Annotated in this window: 17 protein-coding genes; 5 read left to right on the top strand and 12 right to left on the bottom strand. The window is 66.3% G+C overall.

From position 1 onward, the window contains the following. Positions 1-83 precede the first annotated feature (83 nt). The 6 genes from gsiD to AC6LKG_RS24725 form a co-directional block, all read right to left on the bottom strand. Complete coding sequence (gene gsiD, locus AC6LKG_RS24700) at positions 84-986, bottom strand: glutathione ABC transporter permease GsiD (protein WP_498169259.1); 903 nt, start codon at positions 984-986, stop codon at positions 84-86. A 7-nt stretch (positions 987-993) separates the two neighbouring features. Further along, entirely contained in the window at positions 994-1,914 is a 921-nt protein-coding gene (gene gsiC, locus AC6LKG_RS24705) for a glutathione ABC transporter permease GsiC (protein ID WP_498169262.1), read from the bottom strand. Positions 1,915-2,002: 88 nt separating this feature from the next. Further along, entirely contained in the window at positions 2,003-3,556 is a 1,554-nt protein-coding gene (gene gsiB / locus AC6LKG_RS24710) for a glutathione ABC transporter substrate-binding protein GsiB (RefSeq protein WP_498169265.1), read from the bottom strand. Between the two features lie 66 nt (positions 3,557-3,622). Continuing rightward, positions 3,623-5,509, bottom strand: a complete 1,887-nt coding sequence (locus AC6LKG_RS24715) for a dipeptide ABC transporter ATP-binding protein (RefSeq protein WP_498169268.1) — start codon at positions 5,507-5,509, stop codon at positions 3,623-3,625. Between the two features lie 46 nt (positions 5,510-5,555). Further along, positions 5,556-6,536: an isoaspartyl peptidase/L-asparaginase family protein gene (locus tag AC6LKG_RS24720; protein ID WP_498169270.1), complete on the bottom strand. Its 981-nt coding sequence runs from the start codon at positions 6,534-6,536 to the stop codon at positions 5,556-5,558. After that, complete coding sequence (locus tag AC6LKG_RS24725) at positions 6,533-7,408, bottom strand: MurR/RpiR family transcriptional regulator (RefSeq protein WP_498169272.1); 876 nt, start codon at positions 7,406-7,408, stop codon at positions 6,533-6,535. Before AC6LKG_RS24725 ends, AC6LKG_RS24720 begins: the two co-directional genes overlap by 4 nt. Positions 7,409-7,598: 190 nt before the next feature. Here AC6LKG_RS24725 and AC6LKG_RS24730 point away from each other — a divergent pair, with 190 nt between their 5' ends. After that, positions 7,599-8,057, top strand: coding sequence for a GNAT family N-acetyltransferase (locus AC6LKG_RS24730; protein ID WP_498169275.1), 459 nt, complete (start codon positions 7,599-7,601; stop codon positions 8,055-8,057). Between the two features lie 63 nt (positions 8,058-8,120). Here AC6LKG_RS24730 and AC6LKG_RS24735 read toward each other — a convergent pair whose 3' ends face one another. The 3 genes from AC6LKG_RS24735 to AC6LKG_RS24745 form a co-directional block, all read right to left on the bottom strand. Beyond that, complete coding sequence (locus AC6LKG_RS24735; protein ID WP_498169278.1) at positions 8,121-8,780, bottom strand: CoA transferase subunit B; 660 nt, start codon at positions 8,778-8,780, stop codon at positions 8,121-8,123. A 12-nt stretch (positions 8,781-8,792) separates the two neighbouring features. Next, on the bottom strand, positions 8,793-9,491 hold the full coding sequence (locus AC6LKG_RS24740; RefSeq protein WP_498169280.1) for a CoA transferase subunit A: 699 nt from the start codon (positions 9,489-9,491) through the stop codon (positions 8,793-8,795). Positions 9,492-9,717: 226 nt separating this feature from the next. After that, positions 9,718-10,167, bottom strand: coding sequence for an acyl-CoA thioesterase (locus AC6LKG_RS24745; RefSeq protein WP_498169283.1), 450 nt, complete (start codon positions 10,165-10,167; stop codon positions 9,718-9,720). Between the two features lie 112 nt (positions 10,168-10,279). Here AC6LKG_RS24745 and AC6LKG_RS24750 point away from each other — a divergent pair, with 112 nt between their 5' ends. The 4 genes from AC6LKG_RS24750 (at position 10,280) to AC6LKG_RS24765 (ending at position 14,318) form a co-directional block, all read left to right on the top strand. Next, positions 10,280-11,926 (top strand): electron transfer flavoprotein-ubiquinone oxidoreductase, encoded by a 1,647-nt coding sequence (locus tag AC6LKG_RS24750; RefSeq protein ID WP_498169286.1) that lies wholly within the window; start codon positions 10,280-10,282, stop codon positions 11,924-11,926. A 14-nt stretch (positions 11,927-11,940) separates the two neighbouring features. Then, entirely contained in the window at positions 11,941-12,786 is an 846-nt protein-coding gene (locus tag AC6LKG_RS24755) for an NAD-dependent epimerase/dehydratase family protein (RefSeq protein ID WP_498169288.1), read from the top strand. A 72-nt stretch (positions 12,787-12,858) separates the two neighbouring features. After that, entirely contained in the window at positions 12,859-13,977 is a 1,119-nt protein-coding gene (locus tag AC6LKG_RS24760) for a cytochrome P450 family protein (protein WP_498169291.1), read from the top strand. Beyond that, positions 13,974-14,318: an antibiotic biosynthesis monooxygenase family protein gene (locus AC6LKG_RS24765; RefSeq protein ID WP_498169293.1), complete on the top strand. Its 345-nt coding sequence runs from the start codon at positions 13,974-13,976 to the stop codon at positions 14,316-14,318. The genes AC6LKG_RS24760 and AC6LKG_RS24765 overlap by 4 nt, the downstream gene beginning before the upstream one ends. 19 nt (positions 14,319-14,337) lie before the next feature. Here AC6LKG_RS24765 and ltaE read toward each other — a convergent pair whose 3' ends face one another. From ltaE to acs, 3 genes are all read right to left on the bottom strand, one after another. Then, complete coding sequence (gene ltaE / locus AC6LKG_RS24770) at positions 14,338-15,348, bottom strand: low-specificity L-threonine aldolase (protein ID WP_498169296.1); 1,011 nt, start codon at positions 15,346-15,348, stop codon at positions 14,338-14,340. Between the two features lie 45 nt (positions 15,349-15,393). Further along, entirely contained in the window at positions 15,394-16,281 is an 888-nt protein-coding gene (locus AC6LKG_RS24775) for a DMT family transporter (protein WP_498169298.1), read from the bottom strand. 134 nt (positions 16,282-16,415) lie between these two features. Beyond that, positions 16,416-18,395 (bottom strand): acetate--CoA ligase, encoded by a 1,980-nt coding sequence (acs, locus tag AC6LKG_RS24780; protein WP_498169300.1) that lies wholly within the window; start codon positions 18,393-18,395, stop codon positions 16,416-16,418. Between the last annotated feature and the right edge of the window lie 231 nt (positions 18,396-18,626).

Below are 18,626 nucleotides of genomic sequence, written 5' to 3' on the forward strand. Positions count from 1 at the left end.
CCATCGCCCACATCAGATGGTTGACAGAGAAGCCGCCGGGCCCGCGAGGGCGGCCTGCGACGCGGCTGTCGTCCGCTTGGCGCTTACTTGCGATCGATCTTGGGATCGAGCGCGTCGCGCAGGCCGTCGCCCAGCAGGTTGAACGCCAGCACGGTCAGGAAGATCGCCAGCGCCGGGAAGATCGCCACGTGCGGGGCGATCACCATGTCGGCGCGCGCCTCGTTCAGCATCGCGCCCCACTCCGGCGTGGGAGGCGAGGCGCCCATGCCCAGGAACGACAGGCTGGCCGCCGTGATGATCGAGGTGCCGATGCGCATCGTGCCATACACCACGATCGGCGAGATCGTGCCGGGCAGGATGTGGCGCATGATGATGGTCCAGTCGGACGCGCCCACGCTCTTGACCGCCTCGACGTAGGTCATCTGCTTGATCGACAGCGTATTGCCGCGCACCAGGCGGGCGAACGCCGGCACGCTGAACACGGCAACGGCCACGATCACGTTGACCATGCTCGAGCCCAGGATGGCGACCACGCCGATCGCCAGCAGCATGCCGGGAAAGGCCAGCAGCACGTCCGAGATGCGCATGGTGATGCGTTCCCACCAGCCTTCGTAGTAGCCGGCCATCAGGCCCATGAAAGTGCCGACGACGGCACCCATGGCGACCGACAGGAAGCCGGCGGCCAGCGAGATGCGGGCGCCCATGATGATGCGGCTGAAGATGTCGCGGCCCAGCGAGTCCACGCCCAGCCAGTGGGTCCAGGACGGACCGGCGTTCAAGGCGTCGTAATCGAAGAAGTTCTCCGCGTCGAACGGCACGATCCAGGGGGCGAGGATCGCCACCACGACCAGCAGCAGGACGAAGACGCCAGCGCCCACGGCCAGCTTCTGCTTCTTGAACTTGCGCCAGAACTCGGTGGCGGGCGTGCGCACGTCGTTCTTGGGGGCGGCGGTGGCGACGGTTGCGGCGGGTGTCGTATTGCTCATGGCCGCCTCACTTGTAACGGATGCTGGGATTGATGACGCCATAGAGCACGTCGACAATCAGGTTGATCAGGATGAATTCGAACGAGAACAGCAGCACCAGGCCCTGGATCACAGGGTAGTCGCGCTGGGTCACGGCATCGACCAGCAGGCGGCCGAGGCCGGGCCAGTTGAAGACCGTCTCGACCACGATCGAACCGCCCAGGAGGAAGCCGAACTGCAGGCCCATCATGGTGACGACCGGAATCAGCGCGTTGCGCAGCGCGTGCTTGATGACCACGCGGCGTTCGCTCAGACCCTTGGCCCTGGCGGTGCGCACGAAGTCTTCCTGCACCACTTCGACGAAGGAAGCGCGGGTGAAGCGCGCCATCACCGCGGCCACCGCGGCGCCCAGCGTGATGGACGGAAGAATGTAGTGTTTCCAACTGGAGGCGCCCACGGTCGGCAGCCAACCCAGGTTCACGGAAAAGATCTGCATCAGCATCATGCCCAGCGCGAACGCGGGGAACGAGATGCCGGACACCGCCAGCGTCATGCCGAGGCGATCGGGCCAACGGTTGCGCCAGACCGCCGACACGATCCCGATGATCATGCCGAAGGTGACGGACCAGGCCATACTGGCGACCGTCAACCACAGCGTGGGCATGAAACGATCGGCGATTTCGGTCGAGACGGGACGCTTGGTACGCAGCGAGGTACCCAGGTCGCCTTGCAGCATGTGGCTGAAATAGCGCACGAACTGCTGCGGCAGGGGCTGGTCCAGCCCGAGTTCCTTGCGCACCAGTTCGACGGTCTGCTGGTCGGCCTCGGGGCCCGCGGCCAGTCGCGCCGGGTCGCCCGGAAGCATGTGCACAAACAGGAACACGACCACGGCCACAAGCAGCAGCGTGGGGATCATGCCCAAAAGACGTTTGACGATGTAGGTCAGCATTGAAATTCCTGCAACATCGGCGGGGACACCGCGTCCCCGCCGTATGTGGCCTTGCAAGGGCCCTGCGGCCCCGAGAGTTACCGCCGGTTTACTGCTTCAGATCGATGTCGCCGAACCAGAACGAGGTGTCCGGTTCCACGTAGACGCCCGACAGCTTCTTCGACTTGACGTACACGTTGTTCTGGGTCACCAGGAAGGCCCACGGGGCATCCTTCCAGATGGTTTCCTGAACGTTCTTGTAGATCTCGGTCTTCTTGGCGCGATCGGTGGTGGCCAGGGCTTGCTGGACGCCGTCGTCAACCGACTTGTTCGAGTAGTACGACACGTTGTTGAGCACCGGCGGGAAAGCGGCGGTGGTCAGCAGCGGACGCAGGCCCCAGTCGGCCTCGCCGGTCGAGGACGACCAGCCGGCGTAGTACATGCGGACCTTGGCGTCTTCAGGCTTTTGCACCTGTTGCACGCGCTGCACACGCTGGCCCGATTCCAGCACCTCGACCGACACCTTGATGCCGACTTGCGCCAGTTGCTGCTGCAGGAACTGCACCACCTTCACCGAGGTGCCGTCGTTGTAGGCGGACCAGAGCTGGCTTTCGAAGCCATTGGGGTAGCCGGCTTCAGCCAGCAGGGCCTTGGCCTTCTTCAGGTCGTACGGCCACGGGCCGGTCTTGTAGGCGAAATCCACGCCTTGCGGCACGACGCCGTCGACGACGGTGGCGTAGCCCGAGAAAGCGACCTTGGCCAGGGCTTCCTTGTTGATGGCGTAGTTGATGGCTTCACGCACCTTGACGTTGTCGAACGGCTTTTGCTGCGTGTTCATCGACAGATAGCGGGCCATGATCGAGTTCTTGTGGTCGACCACGTCCAGCTTGTCGTTCTTGGCCAGCACGGCGGCTTGCTCGAACGGCACCGGGAAGGCGAACTGCGCCTCGCCCGTCTGCACCACGGCGGCGCGGGTGTTGTTGTCGGTGACGGTGCGGAAGGTCAGGGTGTCGATCTTCGGATAGCCCTTCTTCCAGTAACCGTCGAACTTCTTGACCTTCAGGTATTCGGCGGGCTTCCATTCGACGAATTCGAACGGGCCGGTACCGACCGGGTGGAAGCCGATGTCCTTGCCATACTTGGCCAGCGCGGCCGGCGAGATCATCATGGCGGCCGGGTGTGCCAGCGCGTTGATGAAGGCCGAGAACGGCTTCTTCAGGGTGATCTTGACGGTCAGCGGATCGACCACTTCGGTCTTGTCGATGACGCTGAACTGGATGTAGCGCGACAGGCGGTTTTCCGGATTGGCCGGACGGTCGAAGTTGATCTTGACGGCTTCGGCGTTGAACGGGGTGCCGTCATGGAACTTGACGCCATCGCGCAGCTTGAAGGTGTACACCAGACCGTCCTCGCTGACGGAGTAATCGGTGGCCAGCACCTTCTGGATCTTCAGGTCCTTGTCGAACTCGAACAGGCCTTCGTAGTAGGCCTTGCCGGCCGCCTGGTTCAGCGTGCTGTTGGTGTTGTACGGGTCGAGCGTTTCCAGCGCGATGGAGACGGCAAACGTCACGTCCTTGGCAGCATGCGCCAGCGGCGAAGTGAGCACGCCGAAGGCCACCGCGGCGGCGGCCATCAGCTTGGTGGGGCGCAGAACTTTCATCATTGCAACTCCTGGTTCCTGTACGGAATTAGGGGGTTTGGTGGAAGAAAAACAAGTACGACAACTGACTCAATACGCTCCGCCGACCGGATGACGGGCGACGAAGTGATCGGTTCCTACCTGCACCAGCGGCTGCACCACCGGCTCGTCGCCGAGCCTGCGGATGGGGCTGGGAATTTCATCGGACAGCAAGGTGCGCTTCATGTGGCGGCGCGCCGGATCGGCGATCGGCACGGCCGCCATCAGCTTCTTGGTGTACGGGTGCTGCGGGTTCTCGAAAATCGCCCGGCGCGGGCCGATCTCGACGATCTGGCCCAGGTACATGACGGCCACGCGGTGGCTGACACGTTCGACCACGGCCATGTCGTGCGAAATGAACAGGAACGCGATGCCCATGTCGCGCTGCAGATCGATCAGCAGGTTGACGATCTGCGCCTGGATCGACACATCCAGCGCCGATACCGATTCATCGGCGATCACGACCTTGGGGTTCAGGGCCAGGGCGCGCGCGATACAGATGCGCTGGCGCTGGCCGCCGGAGAATTCATGCGGATAGCGCTGCGCCATTTCCGGCGGCAGGCCGACGCGCTCGAGCAGTTCGGCCACGCGTTGCTCGGCCTGCCTGCCCTTGGCCACGCCGTGCACCAGCAGCGGTTCCATGATCGAGAAACCGACCGTGACGCGCGGATCGAGCGAAGCGAACGGGTCCTGGAACACGAACTGGATGTCGCGGCGCAGGGATTGCAGTTCGCCGGTCTTCAGACGCACGATGTCGCGGCCGCCAAAGCGGATCTCGCCGCCCTGGCTTTCCACCAGGCGCAGCAGCGAACGGCCGGTGGTGGACTTGCCGCAACCGGACTCGCCCACCAGCGACAGGGTTTCGCCGGGGTACAGGTCGAAACTGACCTTCTCGACCGCATGCACGCGGCGCTGCACCCGGCTCAGGATGCCGCCGCGCAGGTCGAAGCGCGTGACCAGGTTGCGCACGCTCAGGATCGGCTCGCGCTGCGCGGCAGGCACTTCCTGCGTGCTGGCTGCGCCCGGCTCGGCCACCGGCTGGGCCTTGCCGTCCACCTGCAGCAGCGGGAAGCGCGCCGGCAGGTCGGTGCCCTGCATCGCGCCCAGTTTCGGCACGGCCGACAACAGTGCGCGGGTATAGGCGTGCTGGGGCGTGGCGAACACCGACGCCGACGGACCTTCCTCTACCTTGTCGCCGCGGTACATGACCAGCACGCGATCGGCCACTTCGGCCACCACCCCCATGTCGTGGGTGATGAACACCACGCCCATGTGCATTTCTTCCTGCAATTGACGGATCAACTGCAGGATCTGCGCCTGAATGGTGACGTCCAGCGCGGTGGTGGGTTCGTCGGCGATCAGCAGCGCCGGCTTGCAGGCCAGCGCCATGGCGATCATGACACGCTGGCGCATGCCGCCCGAAAGCTGGTGCGGGTAGCGGTCCAGCACCGATTTGGCTTCCGGAATGCGCACCTGCTCCAGCATGCGCAGGGCCTCGGCGCGCGCGGCGGCGGCATCCATGCCCTGGTGCTCGCGGATCGACTCGGCGATCTGGTCGCCAGCGGTGAACACCGGGTTCAGGGACGTCATCGGCTCCTGGAAGATCATGGCCATGTCGGCGCCGCGTACGTTGCGCATCACGCGCTGGTTGGCATTGACCAGGTCGATCACGGAACCATTGCGGCGGCGCAGGGCCATGCTGCCCTGGGCGATGCGGCCGCCGCCATGTTCCACCAGGCGCATCAGCGCCAGCGACGTCACCGACTTGCCAGAACCCGATTCGCCCACGATGGCCAGGGTTTCGCCCCGGTCCACATGGAACGACAGATTGCGCACGGCTTCGACCGTGCGCTCCGAACCCACGAAGCGCACCGTCAGGTCGTCGACCTGGACCACGCGGTTATCCGGCAGCGCCAGGCTGTTTGCGCGATCAACCATATCTCTAGTAATCCCTAAAACTGACAAAAACGAAGCCCGCCGCCACTCAGCGGTAGATGGCGGTGACCGGCTTCTCGCCGACGCGGGCGTAACCGCGGTACATGCCTTCCGTATTGAACGGCAAGGCAACATTGCCCTGGGCGTCGACAGCCACCAGGCCGCCCTTGCCGCCGATGGTGGGCAGTTTTTCCATCACGACACGGTTGGCCGCCGTTTCCAGCGACGCGCCGCAATATTCCATCTGGGCCGCCACGTCATAGGCGGCGACCATGCGGATGAACATCTCGCCCGTGCCGGTGGTGGACACGGCGCAGGTCTGGTTGCTGGCGTAGGTGCCGGCGCCGATCAGCGGCGCGTCGCCGACGCGGCCGACCTGCTTGTTGGTGATGCCACCCGTGGACGTGGCCGCGGCCAGGTTGCCCTGCGCATCCACCGCCACCGCGCCCACGGTGCCGAACTTCTTGTCCGCGTCCAGCGGATCGGCCGGCGCCGGCTGGCCGCGCGCGACCATGGCCTGGCCGTCGTGATCCAGCACCGCCGCTTCCGGCGTTTCGCGCTGTACGCGCAGCAGTTGCTCGCGACGCGCCTCGGTCGAGAAGTACGACGGATCGACGATTTCCAGGCCGGCATCCCTGGCGAAGGCTTCGGCGCCCTCGCCCACGAAAAACACATGCTTGCTGGATTCCATGACCTTGCGCGCGGCGAACACCGGGTTGCGCACGCAATTGACGTTGGCGATGGCGCCCGAGCGCAGGGTGGCGCCGTCCATGATGGCGGCGTCCAGTTCGTGCGTGGCGGCGCTGGTGAACACGGCGCCGTGGCCGGCATTGAACAGCGGGCAGTCTTCCAACAAGCGCACCGCTTCGGTCACGGCATCCAGCGCGCTGCCGCCACGGGCCAGCACGGCCTGCCCGGCGGTCAGGATGGATTCCAGCGCGCTCAGGTATTCCTGCTCTTTCTCGGGCGACATGGCCGCGCGGGACATCGCGCCGGCGCCACCGTGAATCGCGATCACGGGTTGAATCATCGTTTACCTACTCCATGGATGAGCCACGGCATCACGGACTGGGTCACCCCAGCGGCGGCCGCGACGGAATTCTTGGCCCGATAGGCCACCGCCGCCGACAAGGCTTCGATCAGGCCCAGCGCGGCGGTTTCCGAATTGGGGATCAGTTGCCGGCCGGACACCGCGTACAGCACCACGGACGCCGTCGGCGCCAGCGGCGAAGTGGGCTTGTCGGTCAGCACCAGCACCGGCACGCCAGCCTGCTTGGCCGCGGCGGCCAGGGTCACGGTATCGGCCAGATAGCGCGGAAAGCCGATGGCGATCACCAGGTCCTTGCTGGTCATGCGCGACATCTGCCGCGCCGCGTGCGACACGCCGCCCGGGCCCGCCAACGACTCGACCGAATGCAGGTGCATGCACAGTCCACGCTGCAGCATGCCGGCCAGGAACCCGCTGGCGCCGAAACCGATGATGAACACGCGGTCGGCGGCCAGGATCGCCTCGACCGCCTGCTCACAGGCGCCGGCATCCAGATTTTGCAGGTTGCGCTGGGCGTTGCGGATGTCTTCCTCGAGGATCGCGGCGAAGATCTGTACCGCGCTGGCCGAATGCGCCAGCTCGGTGCGCAGCTTCTCGACCGGTTCCAGCGCCGCCTCGAAGCCGCGAGCCAGTTCGGCGCGGAACTGCGGGTAGCCCGGCAGGTCCAGCGCCCGCGCGAAACGGTTGGCGGTGGCTACCGAGACCCCCGTGGCGGCGGCGAATTCGTCAATGGTCATCGTGGCCACGCGGAACTGGTGCGCCAGGACGTACTCGGCCATTTCATGCTGCTTGCGGCTCAGCGCGGGCTGGGCCCGGGCGATCCGATCAGCGATCGTGAGAGTGGCCTTGGTCATCGGAAAAAGGGAAGGAAAGCGTAGCGGGGATTTATGTAAATCTGTTTACACATAAATTTTAGAGAAGAAAATTCATTTTCATACTAAGGGTATACCCGTGATTTGATGTAACAGTGCCCCAAAAGAAACGGGGCCGGTTTGCGGTACGCTAAGAGCCTTTCCCGCCCCCCTGTTTTTCGGACGCTCTCGAATGCCCGCCTGGACCTGCAAACCCCACGCCGAACTGACCCTGGCCGAGCTCTACGCCATCTTGCGCCTGCGCTCGGAAGTATTCGTGGTCGAACAGAACTGCGCCTTCCTCGACATGGACGGCAAGGACCTGGTGGGACAGACGGAACACCTGATGGCCTGGGCAGACGGCGCGTTGCTGGCCTATTGCCGCCTGCTCGAACCGGCGCTGAACGACGGCCAGGCGGTCATCGGCCGCGTCATCACCGCGCCGGCTGCACGCGGCACCGGCCTGGGCCATGAACTGATGCGCCGCGCCAAGGACGAGGCGGCCCGGCTGTGGCCGGGCGAGCCGCTCTACCTGGGCGCGCAGGCCAGGCTCAAGGGCTACTACGGCGGCCACGGCTTTGTGCCCGTGACCGACGAATACATCGAAGACGGTATCCCGCACGTGGGCATGCTGCTGCGGGAATCGGCCTGATTCTGCATTCCGGAGCTGGAATGAAAAACGCCCCTTGCGGGGCGTTATCCGTCGTGGCGACGATCAGGCCTGCTTGACCGCCGACACGTCCAGCCTGGCGGCCGTCTTGGACTGGATCTCGTCCACGCTGACGCCCGGCGCCGTTTCCAGCAGCTTCAGGCCGTTGTCGGTGACTTCCATCACGCCCAGATCGGTGATGATCAGGTCGACCACGCCCACGCCGGTCAGCGGCAGATTGCACTCGGGCAACAGCTTGATGTCCTCGGTGCCGTCCTTCTTCTTGGCCACGTGTTCCATCAGCACGACCACGCGGCCGACACCGGCCACCAGGTCCATCGCGCCGCCCATGCCCTTGACCATCTTGCCCGGGATCATCCAGTTGGCCAGGTCGCCCTTTTCGGACACCTGCATCGCGCCCAGGATGGCCAGGTTGATCTTGCCGCCGCGGATCATCGCGAACGAGTCGGCCGATGAGAAGATCGACGAGCCCGGCAGCGTAGTGACCGTCTGCTTGCCGGCGTTGATCAGGTCGGCGTCGACCTCGGCGTCGGTCGGGAACGGGCCGATGCCCAACAGGCCGTTTTCGGATTGCAGCCAGACCTCGACGCCCTTGGGCACGTGGTTGGCCACCAGGGTCGGCAGGCCGATACCCAGGTTCACGTAAAAACCGTCTTGCAGCTCGCGCGCGGCGCGCGCGGCCATTTCATCGCGGGACCATGCCATGTCGTGTTCTCCTCAGGCCGGGCGAGTGGTACGTTGTTCGATGCGCTTTTCCGGATTGGTGTTCAGCACGATCCGATGCACATAGATGCCGGGCAGGTGGATCTGGTCGGGGTCCAGGCTGCCGGTGTCGACGATCTGCTCGACCTCGACCACTGTCAGCTTGCCGGCCATGGCCACGTTCGGGTTGAAGTTGCGCGCAGTCTTGCGAAACACCAGATTGCCGCTGCGGTCGGCGATGTGCGCCTTGACCAGCGACACGTCCGGTACCAGCGAGCGTTCCATCACGTATTGATGGCCGTCGAATTCACGGATCTCCTTGCCATCGGCGACGATGGTGCCCACGCCGGTGCGGGTGAAGAAGGCCGGGATGCCGGCGCCGCCGGCGCGCAGCTTCTCGGCCAGCGTGCCCTGCGGGGTGAATTCGAGTTCGAGTTCGCCAGACAGATACTGGCGTTCGAATTCCTTGTTCTCGCCCACGTACGAGGCGATCATCTTGCGCACCTGGCGCGTATTGAGCAGTTGGCCCAGGCCGAAGCCGTCAACGCCCGCGTTATTGCTGATGCAAGTGAGGTCCTTCACGCCCGAATCGCGCAACGCGGCGATCAGGGCCTCGGGAATGCCGCAGAGACCGAAACCGCCCACGGCGATCATCTGGCCGTCCTTGACGATGCCTGCCAGCGCCTCCTGGGCGCTTGCATAAACCTTGTCCATCGCTCCAACTCCTAGTTAAGGTCGAACTGAAGAGAGCGCGGCTGCCGGCTCCGCGGCCCGGCATCATCATGGGGGGGCCCGATGAAAGCGGATTCGCGGCGCCGAGGGTGGCGCGCCCTTGTGTTTCTATTATGGTTCTGCCGGAGATTTTAACGGCAAGGCCGGCAAATGCGCGCGCTGTTTCAAACCGCGCGGCGAAGTCGGACCGCCCGCCCCGGCCCGCCCGCTACGCGGCCGGCCGGAATTGCGTGGCCATCCGGGCCAGCACTTCCGCCGGCCATGGCGCGGACGCATTGGCCACGTAGTCCATCCACACCAGCACGTTGCGGCCACGGGCATAGGGGCCGCCCTCATCGCCGACCTTCTCGAGCAGCAGCTCGAATTCGGCGCTGGAGCGGCCGATGCGAGTCACCTTGTGCGTCACGCGCACCATCGCCGGATAGGTCAGGGGGCGCAGGAAATCGCAGGAAGCGTGGGCCAGGATGGCGCCGTCATCGGCCGGCAATTCGAAGCCCGCGTCGTACAGGATCTGCATCCGCGCCTCTTCCATGAGGCGGAAATACAGCGTGTTGTTGAGGTGGTTCAAGGCGTCCGAATCGCCCCAACGCAAAGGCAGTTCCACCTGGTGGGTATCGCCCACCGCCAGAATCCGCGCAGACTGAATGTCCGGGTTCACCAATTGCTCCTGATGGCTAAAAGAAATACGAAGACGTGCAAGGTCCCCGCCTGCAATACAATCGCCGATAATACTTCCAGCCAAATATGGAATACATACGGGGAGCTTTGCAATGTCTGAACGCGAGTCGATGGAATATGACGTGGTCGTGGTTGGCGGGGGTCCCGCCGGCCTGGCCACCGCTATCCGTCTGAAGCAACTGGCCGCTGAAAAGAACCAGGAAATCGGCGTCTGCGTCCTGGAGAAAGGCGCCGAGCTGGGTGCCCACATCCTGTCTGGCGCCGTGATGGACCCGCTGGCGCTGACCGAACTGATCCCCGACTGGAAAGAAAAGGGCGCGCCGCTGAACGTACCCGTGACACAGGACAAGTTCCTGTTCCTGTCCGAGAAAGGCGCGCGTGCCACGCCCAACTGGCTGCTGCCGCCCTGTTTCCACAACGAGGGCAATTACATCGTCCGCCTCGGCGACGTGGTCAAGTGGCTGGGTGAACAGGCCGAGGCGCTGGGCGTCGAGATCTTCCCCGGTTTTGCCGCGGTCGAAGTGCTGTACGACGACAAGGGCGCGGTGCGCGGCGTGGCCACCGGCGACATGGGCGTGGCCCGCGACGGCAGCCACACCGCCCACTACCAGCCCGGCATGGAACTGCACGCGCGCTACACGGTGTTCGCCGAAGGCGCGCGCGGCCAGCTCGGACGCCAATTGATCGAACGCTACAAACTCGACGACGGCCGCGATCCGCAGGCCTACGGCATCGGCATCAAGGAAATGTGGGAAGTCGATCCGGCCCAGTCCAAGCCCGGCCTGGTGATCCACACCGCCGGCTGGCCGCTGGATTCCGACACCTATGGCGGCTCGTTCCTCTACCACCTGGACAACAACCTGGTGGCGGTGGGCATGATCGTCGGCCTGGACTACGCCAACCCCTGGCTGTCGCCGTTCGACGAATTCCAGCGCTACAAGACCCACCCGGCCATCCGCGGCACCTTCGAAGGCGGCAAACGCATCGCCTATGGCGCGCGCGCCATCACGGCGGGGGGCCTGCTGTCGCTGCCCAAGCTGACGTTCCCCGGCGGCGTGCTGGTCGGCTGTGAGGCCGGCTTCCTGAACGCCTCGCGCATCAAGGGCAGCCATGCCGCCATCAAGTCCGGCAAGTTGGCCGCCGAGGCCGCGTTCGACGCGCTGGTGGCCGACCGCCGCCACGACGAACTGGCCGCGTATCCGGAGGCCTTCAAGCATTCGTGGCTGCACGCCGAGCTGAACAAGGCGCGCAACTTCAAGCAGTGGTTCAAGAAGGGCCGCACCGTGGCCACGCTGATGACCGGCATCGAGCAACTGGTGTTCAAGGGCAAGATGCCCTGGACCCTGCGCCACAGCAAGCCCGACCACGCCTGCCTGCAGCCGGCCTCGCAGTGCGCGCGCATCGATTACCCCAAGCCCGACGGCAAGCTGACCTTCGACAAGCTCAGCTCGGTGTTCATCTCCAACACCAACCACGACGAAAACGAGCCCGTCCACCTGACGCTGAAGGACCCTTCGGTGCCGGTGCAGGTCAACCTGGCCAAGTACGGCGGCCCGGAATCTCGCTACTGTCCGGCCGGCGTGTATGAATTCGTCAAGGACGACCACGGCGAGGACCGTCTGCAGATCAACGCGCAGAACTGCGTGCACTGCAAGACCTGCGACATCAAGGACCCGACCCAGAACATCGTCTGGGTCGCGCCGCAAGGCGGCGAAGGGCCGGTCTACAGCGGCATGTGACGGCGCTGCCGGCCATGGCTGAACGCGTGCTTTTCATCGGTTGCGGCGATCTCGGCCAGCGTGCCGCGCGCCGCTTCCTGGCGCGCGGCGACACGGTACACGCGCTGCGCCGCCATCCCCCGGCGAACGACGGTAGCGGCATCCACTGGCTGCAAGGCGACATCACCCGGCCCGATGGCCTGCCGGCCTTGCCAGCGGGCATCACCCGCGTGATCCACGTCGCCACCGCCGGCGCGCGCGATCCCGCCGCCTATCGCAGCGTGTTCGTCGACGGCCTGAACCACGTGCTGGATGCGCTCGACACCAGCCAGGTCGAGCGCATCGTGTTCGTGTCCTCCAGCGCGGTGTATGGCGAACATCACGGCGGCTGGGTCGATGAAGAGACACCGCCCGCGCCGCAAGGCTTCAACGGCCGCATCCTGCTCGACGCCGAAGCGGCGCTGGCCGCGCGCGCGATCCCGCACAGCACCCTGCGCCTGGCCGGCCTGTACGGCCCTGGCCGCCTGCAACTGATCGAGCGGCTGCGCGCGGGCGCGGCCAGCGCGCCGCTCGCGCCGCCGCACTGGGCCAACCGCATCCACGTCGACGATGCCGCGGCCGCCATCACGCACGTAGCGCTGCTGCCCGACGCGTTGCCGGTCTACATCGGCTGTGACGACACGCCCCTGCCGCTGCATGAGCTCTATGCCGACCTGGCGCGGATGATCGGCGCGCCGGCGCCGGCCGAAGGCCCGGCGCCAGCAGGCATAGGCAGCAAGAAGCTCAGCAACGCCCGTCTGCGCGCCAGCGGCCTGGCGCTGCGCTGGCCGGACTCGCGCGCCGGTTATGCCGCCCTGCTCGCGCAGGCCACGCAGGCATAGTTCGACCAAGGCCGAATCGTCGAAGGCGCGACGCGGCGATACTGGGCTCCCCGAATCGCCGCCGCGCCACTGATGCCCACGCCCTTCCCGATCGATCCGCTGCAGGCGGTCACGCACGCCAATCCCTATCCCTATTACGCCGCGCTGGCCCGCGACCGGCCGCTGTACCGGGATGCCCGCCTGGGCCTTTGGGTGGCCAGCGATCCGCGGACAATCCGCGAGATCCTGCATCACCCCGCCGCCCGCGTGCGCCCCCTGGCCGAACCGGTGCCCAAGAGCATCTCCGGCGGTCCGGCAGGCCTGCTGTTCGGCCGCTTCCTGCGAATGCAGGATGGTCCGCGACAAGTCCGTCTCAAAGCGTTGTTCAGCGAGTTCCTGGCGCGGCAGGCGCCACATGCCCCTTTGCCCGAATGGGCGCGGCTGGAGGTGGACACGGCATCGGCCGCCGCCATCGACCGCTATCTGCACGCCGCGCCCGTTTTTGCGCAAGCCTGTTCCATCGGCCTGCCCGCGGCCGTGGCCGCCGACTGTGCGCGCGACATCGGCGCCTTCCTCGCGGCCTTGCCGCCCGCCGCCCCCGGCGCCCGGATCACGGCCGGGCACGCGGCCGCCGAGCGATTGCTGGCGAGGCTCGGCGCCCATCTGCATGATGCGTCCGCCGGCCCGGCCTGCCGCGGGCTGCGCGCCCAGGGCGAGCAGGCCGGCCTCGACCCCTCGCTGCTGGCCGCCAATCTGGCGGGCCTATTGTTCCAGTCCTGCGAAGCCGGCGCCGGCCTGCTGGGCAATGCCCTGCTGCGTGCCGGCCGCCTGGGCGCGCGAGGCAACCCGACACTCGCGCACGCCCGTGACCTGGTCGACGCGACGCTGCGGCACGATCCGCCCATCCACAACACCCGTCGCTTTCTGGCCGGGCCCATCGACCTGGGCGGCCAGCGCCTCGAAACCGGAGATACCGTGTTGCTGGTGCTCGCCGCGGCGGCCATGACGCAACCCGAGGCGCACTGGACCTTCGGCGCCCTGGGCCATGCCTGCCCAGGCCGCGACGCGGCACGCCGCGATGCGGCCGGCGCGCTAGTCCATCTGCTGCAGACAGGCATCGATGGCGCCGCCCTGGCGGCGCGATTTCGCTACCGAACCCTGCCCAACGCGCGCATTCCCCAATTCGATTTCACCGAGGAACCCACCCCATGATCGCCGTGATATTCGAAGTCGAACCCACCGCCGGCAATCCCGCGCCCTATCTACGGATCGCGGCTGGGCTGCTCGACGAGCTCAAGGCCATCGACGGCTTCATCTCCGTCGAGCGCTTCCAGAGCCTGACCTCGCCCGGCAAGCTGCTGTCGCTGTCGTTCTGGCGCGACGAGGAGGCGGTCAAGCGCTGGCGTGCGCTGGCATCGCACCGCCGCGCCCAGGAGGCGGGACGCGGCGGCGTGTTCGCCGGCTATCGCCTGCGCGTCGCCCAGGTGCTACGCGATTACGGCATGCACGAGCGCGCCCAGGCGCCGGGCGACAGCCGCACGCACCATGGCTGACGGCTGCCAGCAGGCGGCATCAGGCCAGGTGCCGCGCCACGGCCGCGATCACCCGGCGCACATCTTCGCTTGACAGGTCCAGGTGCGTCACCATGCGCGTCGGACCGCCATAAACAGCGCGCATCAGAATACCGTCGGCCGCCAGCGCCGCGGTCAACGCCTCGCAACGCGCCGGCTCGAATTGCGCGAACACCATGTTGGTGTCCTGGCTCAGCACCTTCACGCCGGCTATACCGCGCAGGCCGTCGGCCAGCAGGCGCGCGTTGGCGTGGTCTTCGGCCAGGCGCTCGACGTTGTGGTCCAGCGCATACAGGCAGGCCGCCGCCAGCACGCCGGCCTGGCGCAGCCCCCCACCCAGAACCTTGCGCCAGCGGCGCGCGCGCGCGATCAGCTCGGCGCTGCCCACCAGCACGGAGCCGACCGGCGCCCCCAGGCCCTTGGAAAAGCAGATCGACACCGAATCGAACGGCGCGCACAGCTCAGCCAGTGGCTTGCCGCTGGCCACGGCGGCGTTGAATACACGCGCGCCGTCCAGATGGGTGGCCAGGCCATGGCCGCGTGCCCAATCGGTCGCCGCGCGCACATAGTCGGCCGGGATCAGTTTGCCGTGGAACGTGTTCTCCAGCGCCAGCAACCGGGTACGAGCGAAGTGCGGGTCGCCTTCGGGCTTGAGCGCAGCCGCCAGTTTTTCCAGCGGCAGCGAACCATCCTCGGCATGCTCGATGGGCTGGGGCTGGATGCTGCCCAGCACCGCCGCGCCGCCGCCTTCGTACTTGTAGGTATGGGCCTGCTGGCCCACCAGGTATTCGTCGCCACGCTCACAGTGGGCCATCAGACCCGCCAGGTTGCTCTGCGTGCCCGACGGGAAGAACAGCCCGGCCGCCTTGCCCGCGCGTTCGGCAACGGCTTGCTGCAACTGAATCACGGTGGGGTCATCACCCATCACGTCATCGCCCAGCGGCGCGCTGACCATGGCCTGCAACATGGCCGGGGACGGCCGGGTGACGGTATCGCTGCGCAAATCGATCATGAAACTTCCTTGGAGGAAAATGGAATCCGGTACTGAACGGGCCGGTCAGCCCGCGCGCGCGGCGGGCGCCGCGCGGCTCACGACAAAGATGCCGGCGAGGATCAGGGCCATGCCCCCCAGTTCGACCGGCGACGGACGCTCGGACAGCACCGCCCATGCCATCAGCATCGCCACCACCGGCACACCGAGGCTGGACAGGCCGGCGATCGAGGCCGGCACGCGCCGCACCACCTGCAACCAGAGCAGCCAGCCCGCCGCGGTGGCGATCAGGACGATATAGACCATGCCGGTCCACAACTGCCAGCCCCATTGCGGCGCGATCTGCGGCACCAGCCAGGCCACAGGCGTCATCACCAGTCCGCCAAACAGCATCTGCCAGGCGGTGAACGTCATCACGTCGGGCGCGTGGCGTTCGAACATACGCTTGGACAGCACCGTGCCCACACCCCAGCACAAGCCGCTGCCCAGTCCCAGCAGCACCGGCCGCAACGCGCCCACGCCGTGCCAGGGTTCGATGAACAGCACCAGGCCGATCGCGGCCAGGCCGATGCCGAGACCGTGACGCACGGTGGGGCGCTCGCCCAGCAAGCCCCACGCGAACAGCACCACCCAGAATGGCATGGTGTAAGCCATCAGCGACACCTTGCCGACGCCCCCGGACACCAGCGCGGTCTGCACGAAGCCCTGGAAGCCGGCCGTCTGGGTCAGGCCGATCAGCAGGGTCAGCTTCCAAGGCGGCAAGGCCAGCGGCCGCCGGGTGGCGATGGCCAGCCCGAACAACACCAGACTGCCGCTGACGTAGCGCAGCGCCACGAAATCGAACGGACCGATATAAGGCACGATCAGCTTCATCGCGATCCAGCTCCCTGCCCACACAAGGATTGTGCTGAACATCAGGGCAAGCCCTGCGCGATCGAAACTGCTGCGGCTCACGGCGGCGCCTCCGGGTGAAATCGAAGAAAAAAAGACGATGCCCATGCCGGCAAACCGGCATGGGCATCTCGCATTATGCGCCCGTCAGGACCGGGACTGTCCATGCCGTCCGCATGACGGACGGCGCAAGCCGCTTACAGTGGCTTGGACAGCTGTTCCAGGATGGCGGGGTTCTCCAGCGTCGAGACGTCCTGCGTCACTTCCTCGCCCTTGGCCACCACGCGCAACAGGCGGCGCATGATCTTGCCGGAACGGGTCTTGGGCAGGTTGTCGCCGAAACGGATGTCCTTGGGCTTGGCGATCGGGCCGATTTCCTTGGCGACCCAGTCGCGCAGCGTCTTGGCGATAGCCTGCGCCTCGGCGCCTTCGGGACGGGCGCTCTTGAGCACCACGAAAGCCACCACGGCCTCGCCGGTGGTGTCGTCGGGGCGGCCGACCACGGCGGCCTCGGCCACCAGTTCATGCGCGACCAGCGCCGATTCCACTTCCATCGTGCCCAGGCGGTGGCCCGACACGTTGAGCACATCGTCGATGCGGCCCATGATCCAGAAGTAGCCGTCCGCATCTCGCTGCGCGCCGTCGCCGGCCAGGTAGTATCCGCGCAGTTCCGACGGGAAATAGCTCTTCTTGAAGCGCTCCGGGTCGCCCCAGATGTTGCGGATCATCGCCGGCCACGGCCGCTTGATCACCAGGAAGCCGCCGTTGCCCTGGTCGACGTCGCCGCCGGTTTCATCGACGATGGCGGCGGCGATGCCCGGCAGCGGCAGCGTGCACGAGCCCGGCTTGGTCGGCGTGGCGCCCGGCAGCGGCGTGATCATGTGGCCGCCGGTCTCGGTCTGCCACCAGGTGTCGACGATCGGGCAGCGCTCGCGGCCGACGTTCTTGTGATACCACATCCAGGCTTCGGGGTTGATGGGCTCGCCCACCGTGCCGATGATGCGCAGGCTGTCCAGGTCGTACTTGGACGGATGGGTCTCGGGCGCGGCCTCGGCCGCCTTGATCAACGAGCGGATCGCGGTCGGCGCAGTGTAGAAGGTGGTGACCTTGTGGCGCGCGATCATGTCCCAGAAGCGGCCGGCGTTGGGGAACGTCGGCACGCCCTCGAACACCACCTGGGTCAGGCCGGCGGCCAGCGGGCCGTAGGTGATATAGGTGTGACCGGTGACCCAACCCACGTCGGCCGTGCACCAGTAGACGTCGTCCTTGCGCGCATCGAAGGTCCACTTGACGGTCAGCAGCGCCCATAGCAGGTAACCGGCGGACGAATGCTGCACGCCCTTGGGCTTGCCGGTGGAACCGGAGGTGTACAGGATGAACAGCGGATGCTCGGCATTGACCGGCACCGGTTCGCAGGTGTCGGCCTGGCCGGCCTCGACGTCGTGCATCCAGAGGTCGCGGCCTTCGTTCCAGGCGACCTCGCCGCCGGTGCGGCGATAGACGATGACGCGCTTGACGGCGTCGCAGCCGCCCATGGCGATGGCGTCTTCCACCGCCGGCTTGAGCGGGATGGTCTTGCCGCCGCGCACCTGCTCGTCGGCGGTGATGACCAGCGAAGCGCCGACGTCGACGATACGCTCCTGCAGGCTCTTGGCCGAGAAGCCGCCAAACACCACCGAATGCGTCACGCCCAACCGCGCGCAGGCCTGCATCGCCACCACGGCTTCGATCGACATGGGCATGTAGATGATGGCGCGGTCGCCCTTCTTGTAGCCCAGCGCGGCGATGCCATTGGCGAAGCGGCACACGCGCGCCAGCAGTTCGCGATAGCTGATCCTGGTGACCTTGCCGTCGTCGGTCTCGAAGATGATGGCGGTCTTGTCGGCGTTGCCGTTGGTCAGGTGCACGTCCAGGCAGTTGGCCGAGACGTTCAGTTCGCCATCGCCGAACCAGCGGTAGAACGGCGCGTTGGACTCGTCCAGGACCTCGGTGAACGGCTTGCTCCATTGCAGGTTGTCGCGGGCCTGGCCGGCCCAGAAGCCGTCGAAATCGCTCTCGACCTGCGCGCACAGCGCCCTGTAGGCATCCATGCTGGGAATCGCGGCGCCCTGCGCCGCGCGCTCGGGCGGCGGGAAGACCCGGGTTTCCACCAGTACGGACTGAATAGCATTCGACATGATCTTGTCTCCAATCTGTGATTCTGTTGTTGATGCCGCTTTTATCTGACTGCCCACTCGCAACCGTATCGCCGCGCTCTTACGGGCACCTTACGCAAAATACGGGCCATAAGCCCGCATCCCGCGGCAACGTGCGGCAAATGTGGCGGCAACGGCATCGACAACCGACAACGCAATGCGCAACCCGCCGGATGCCGCCGCGCCACGAGGGTCGACGCCAGTTCACTATCA

Source organism: Achromobacter sp. 46006 (assembly GCF_059761975.1).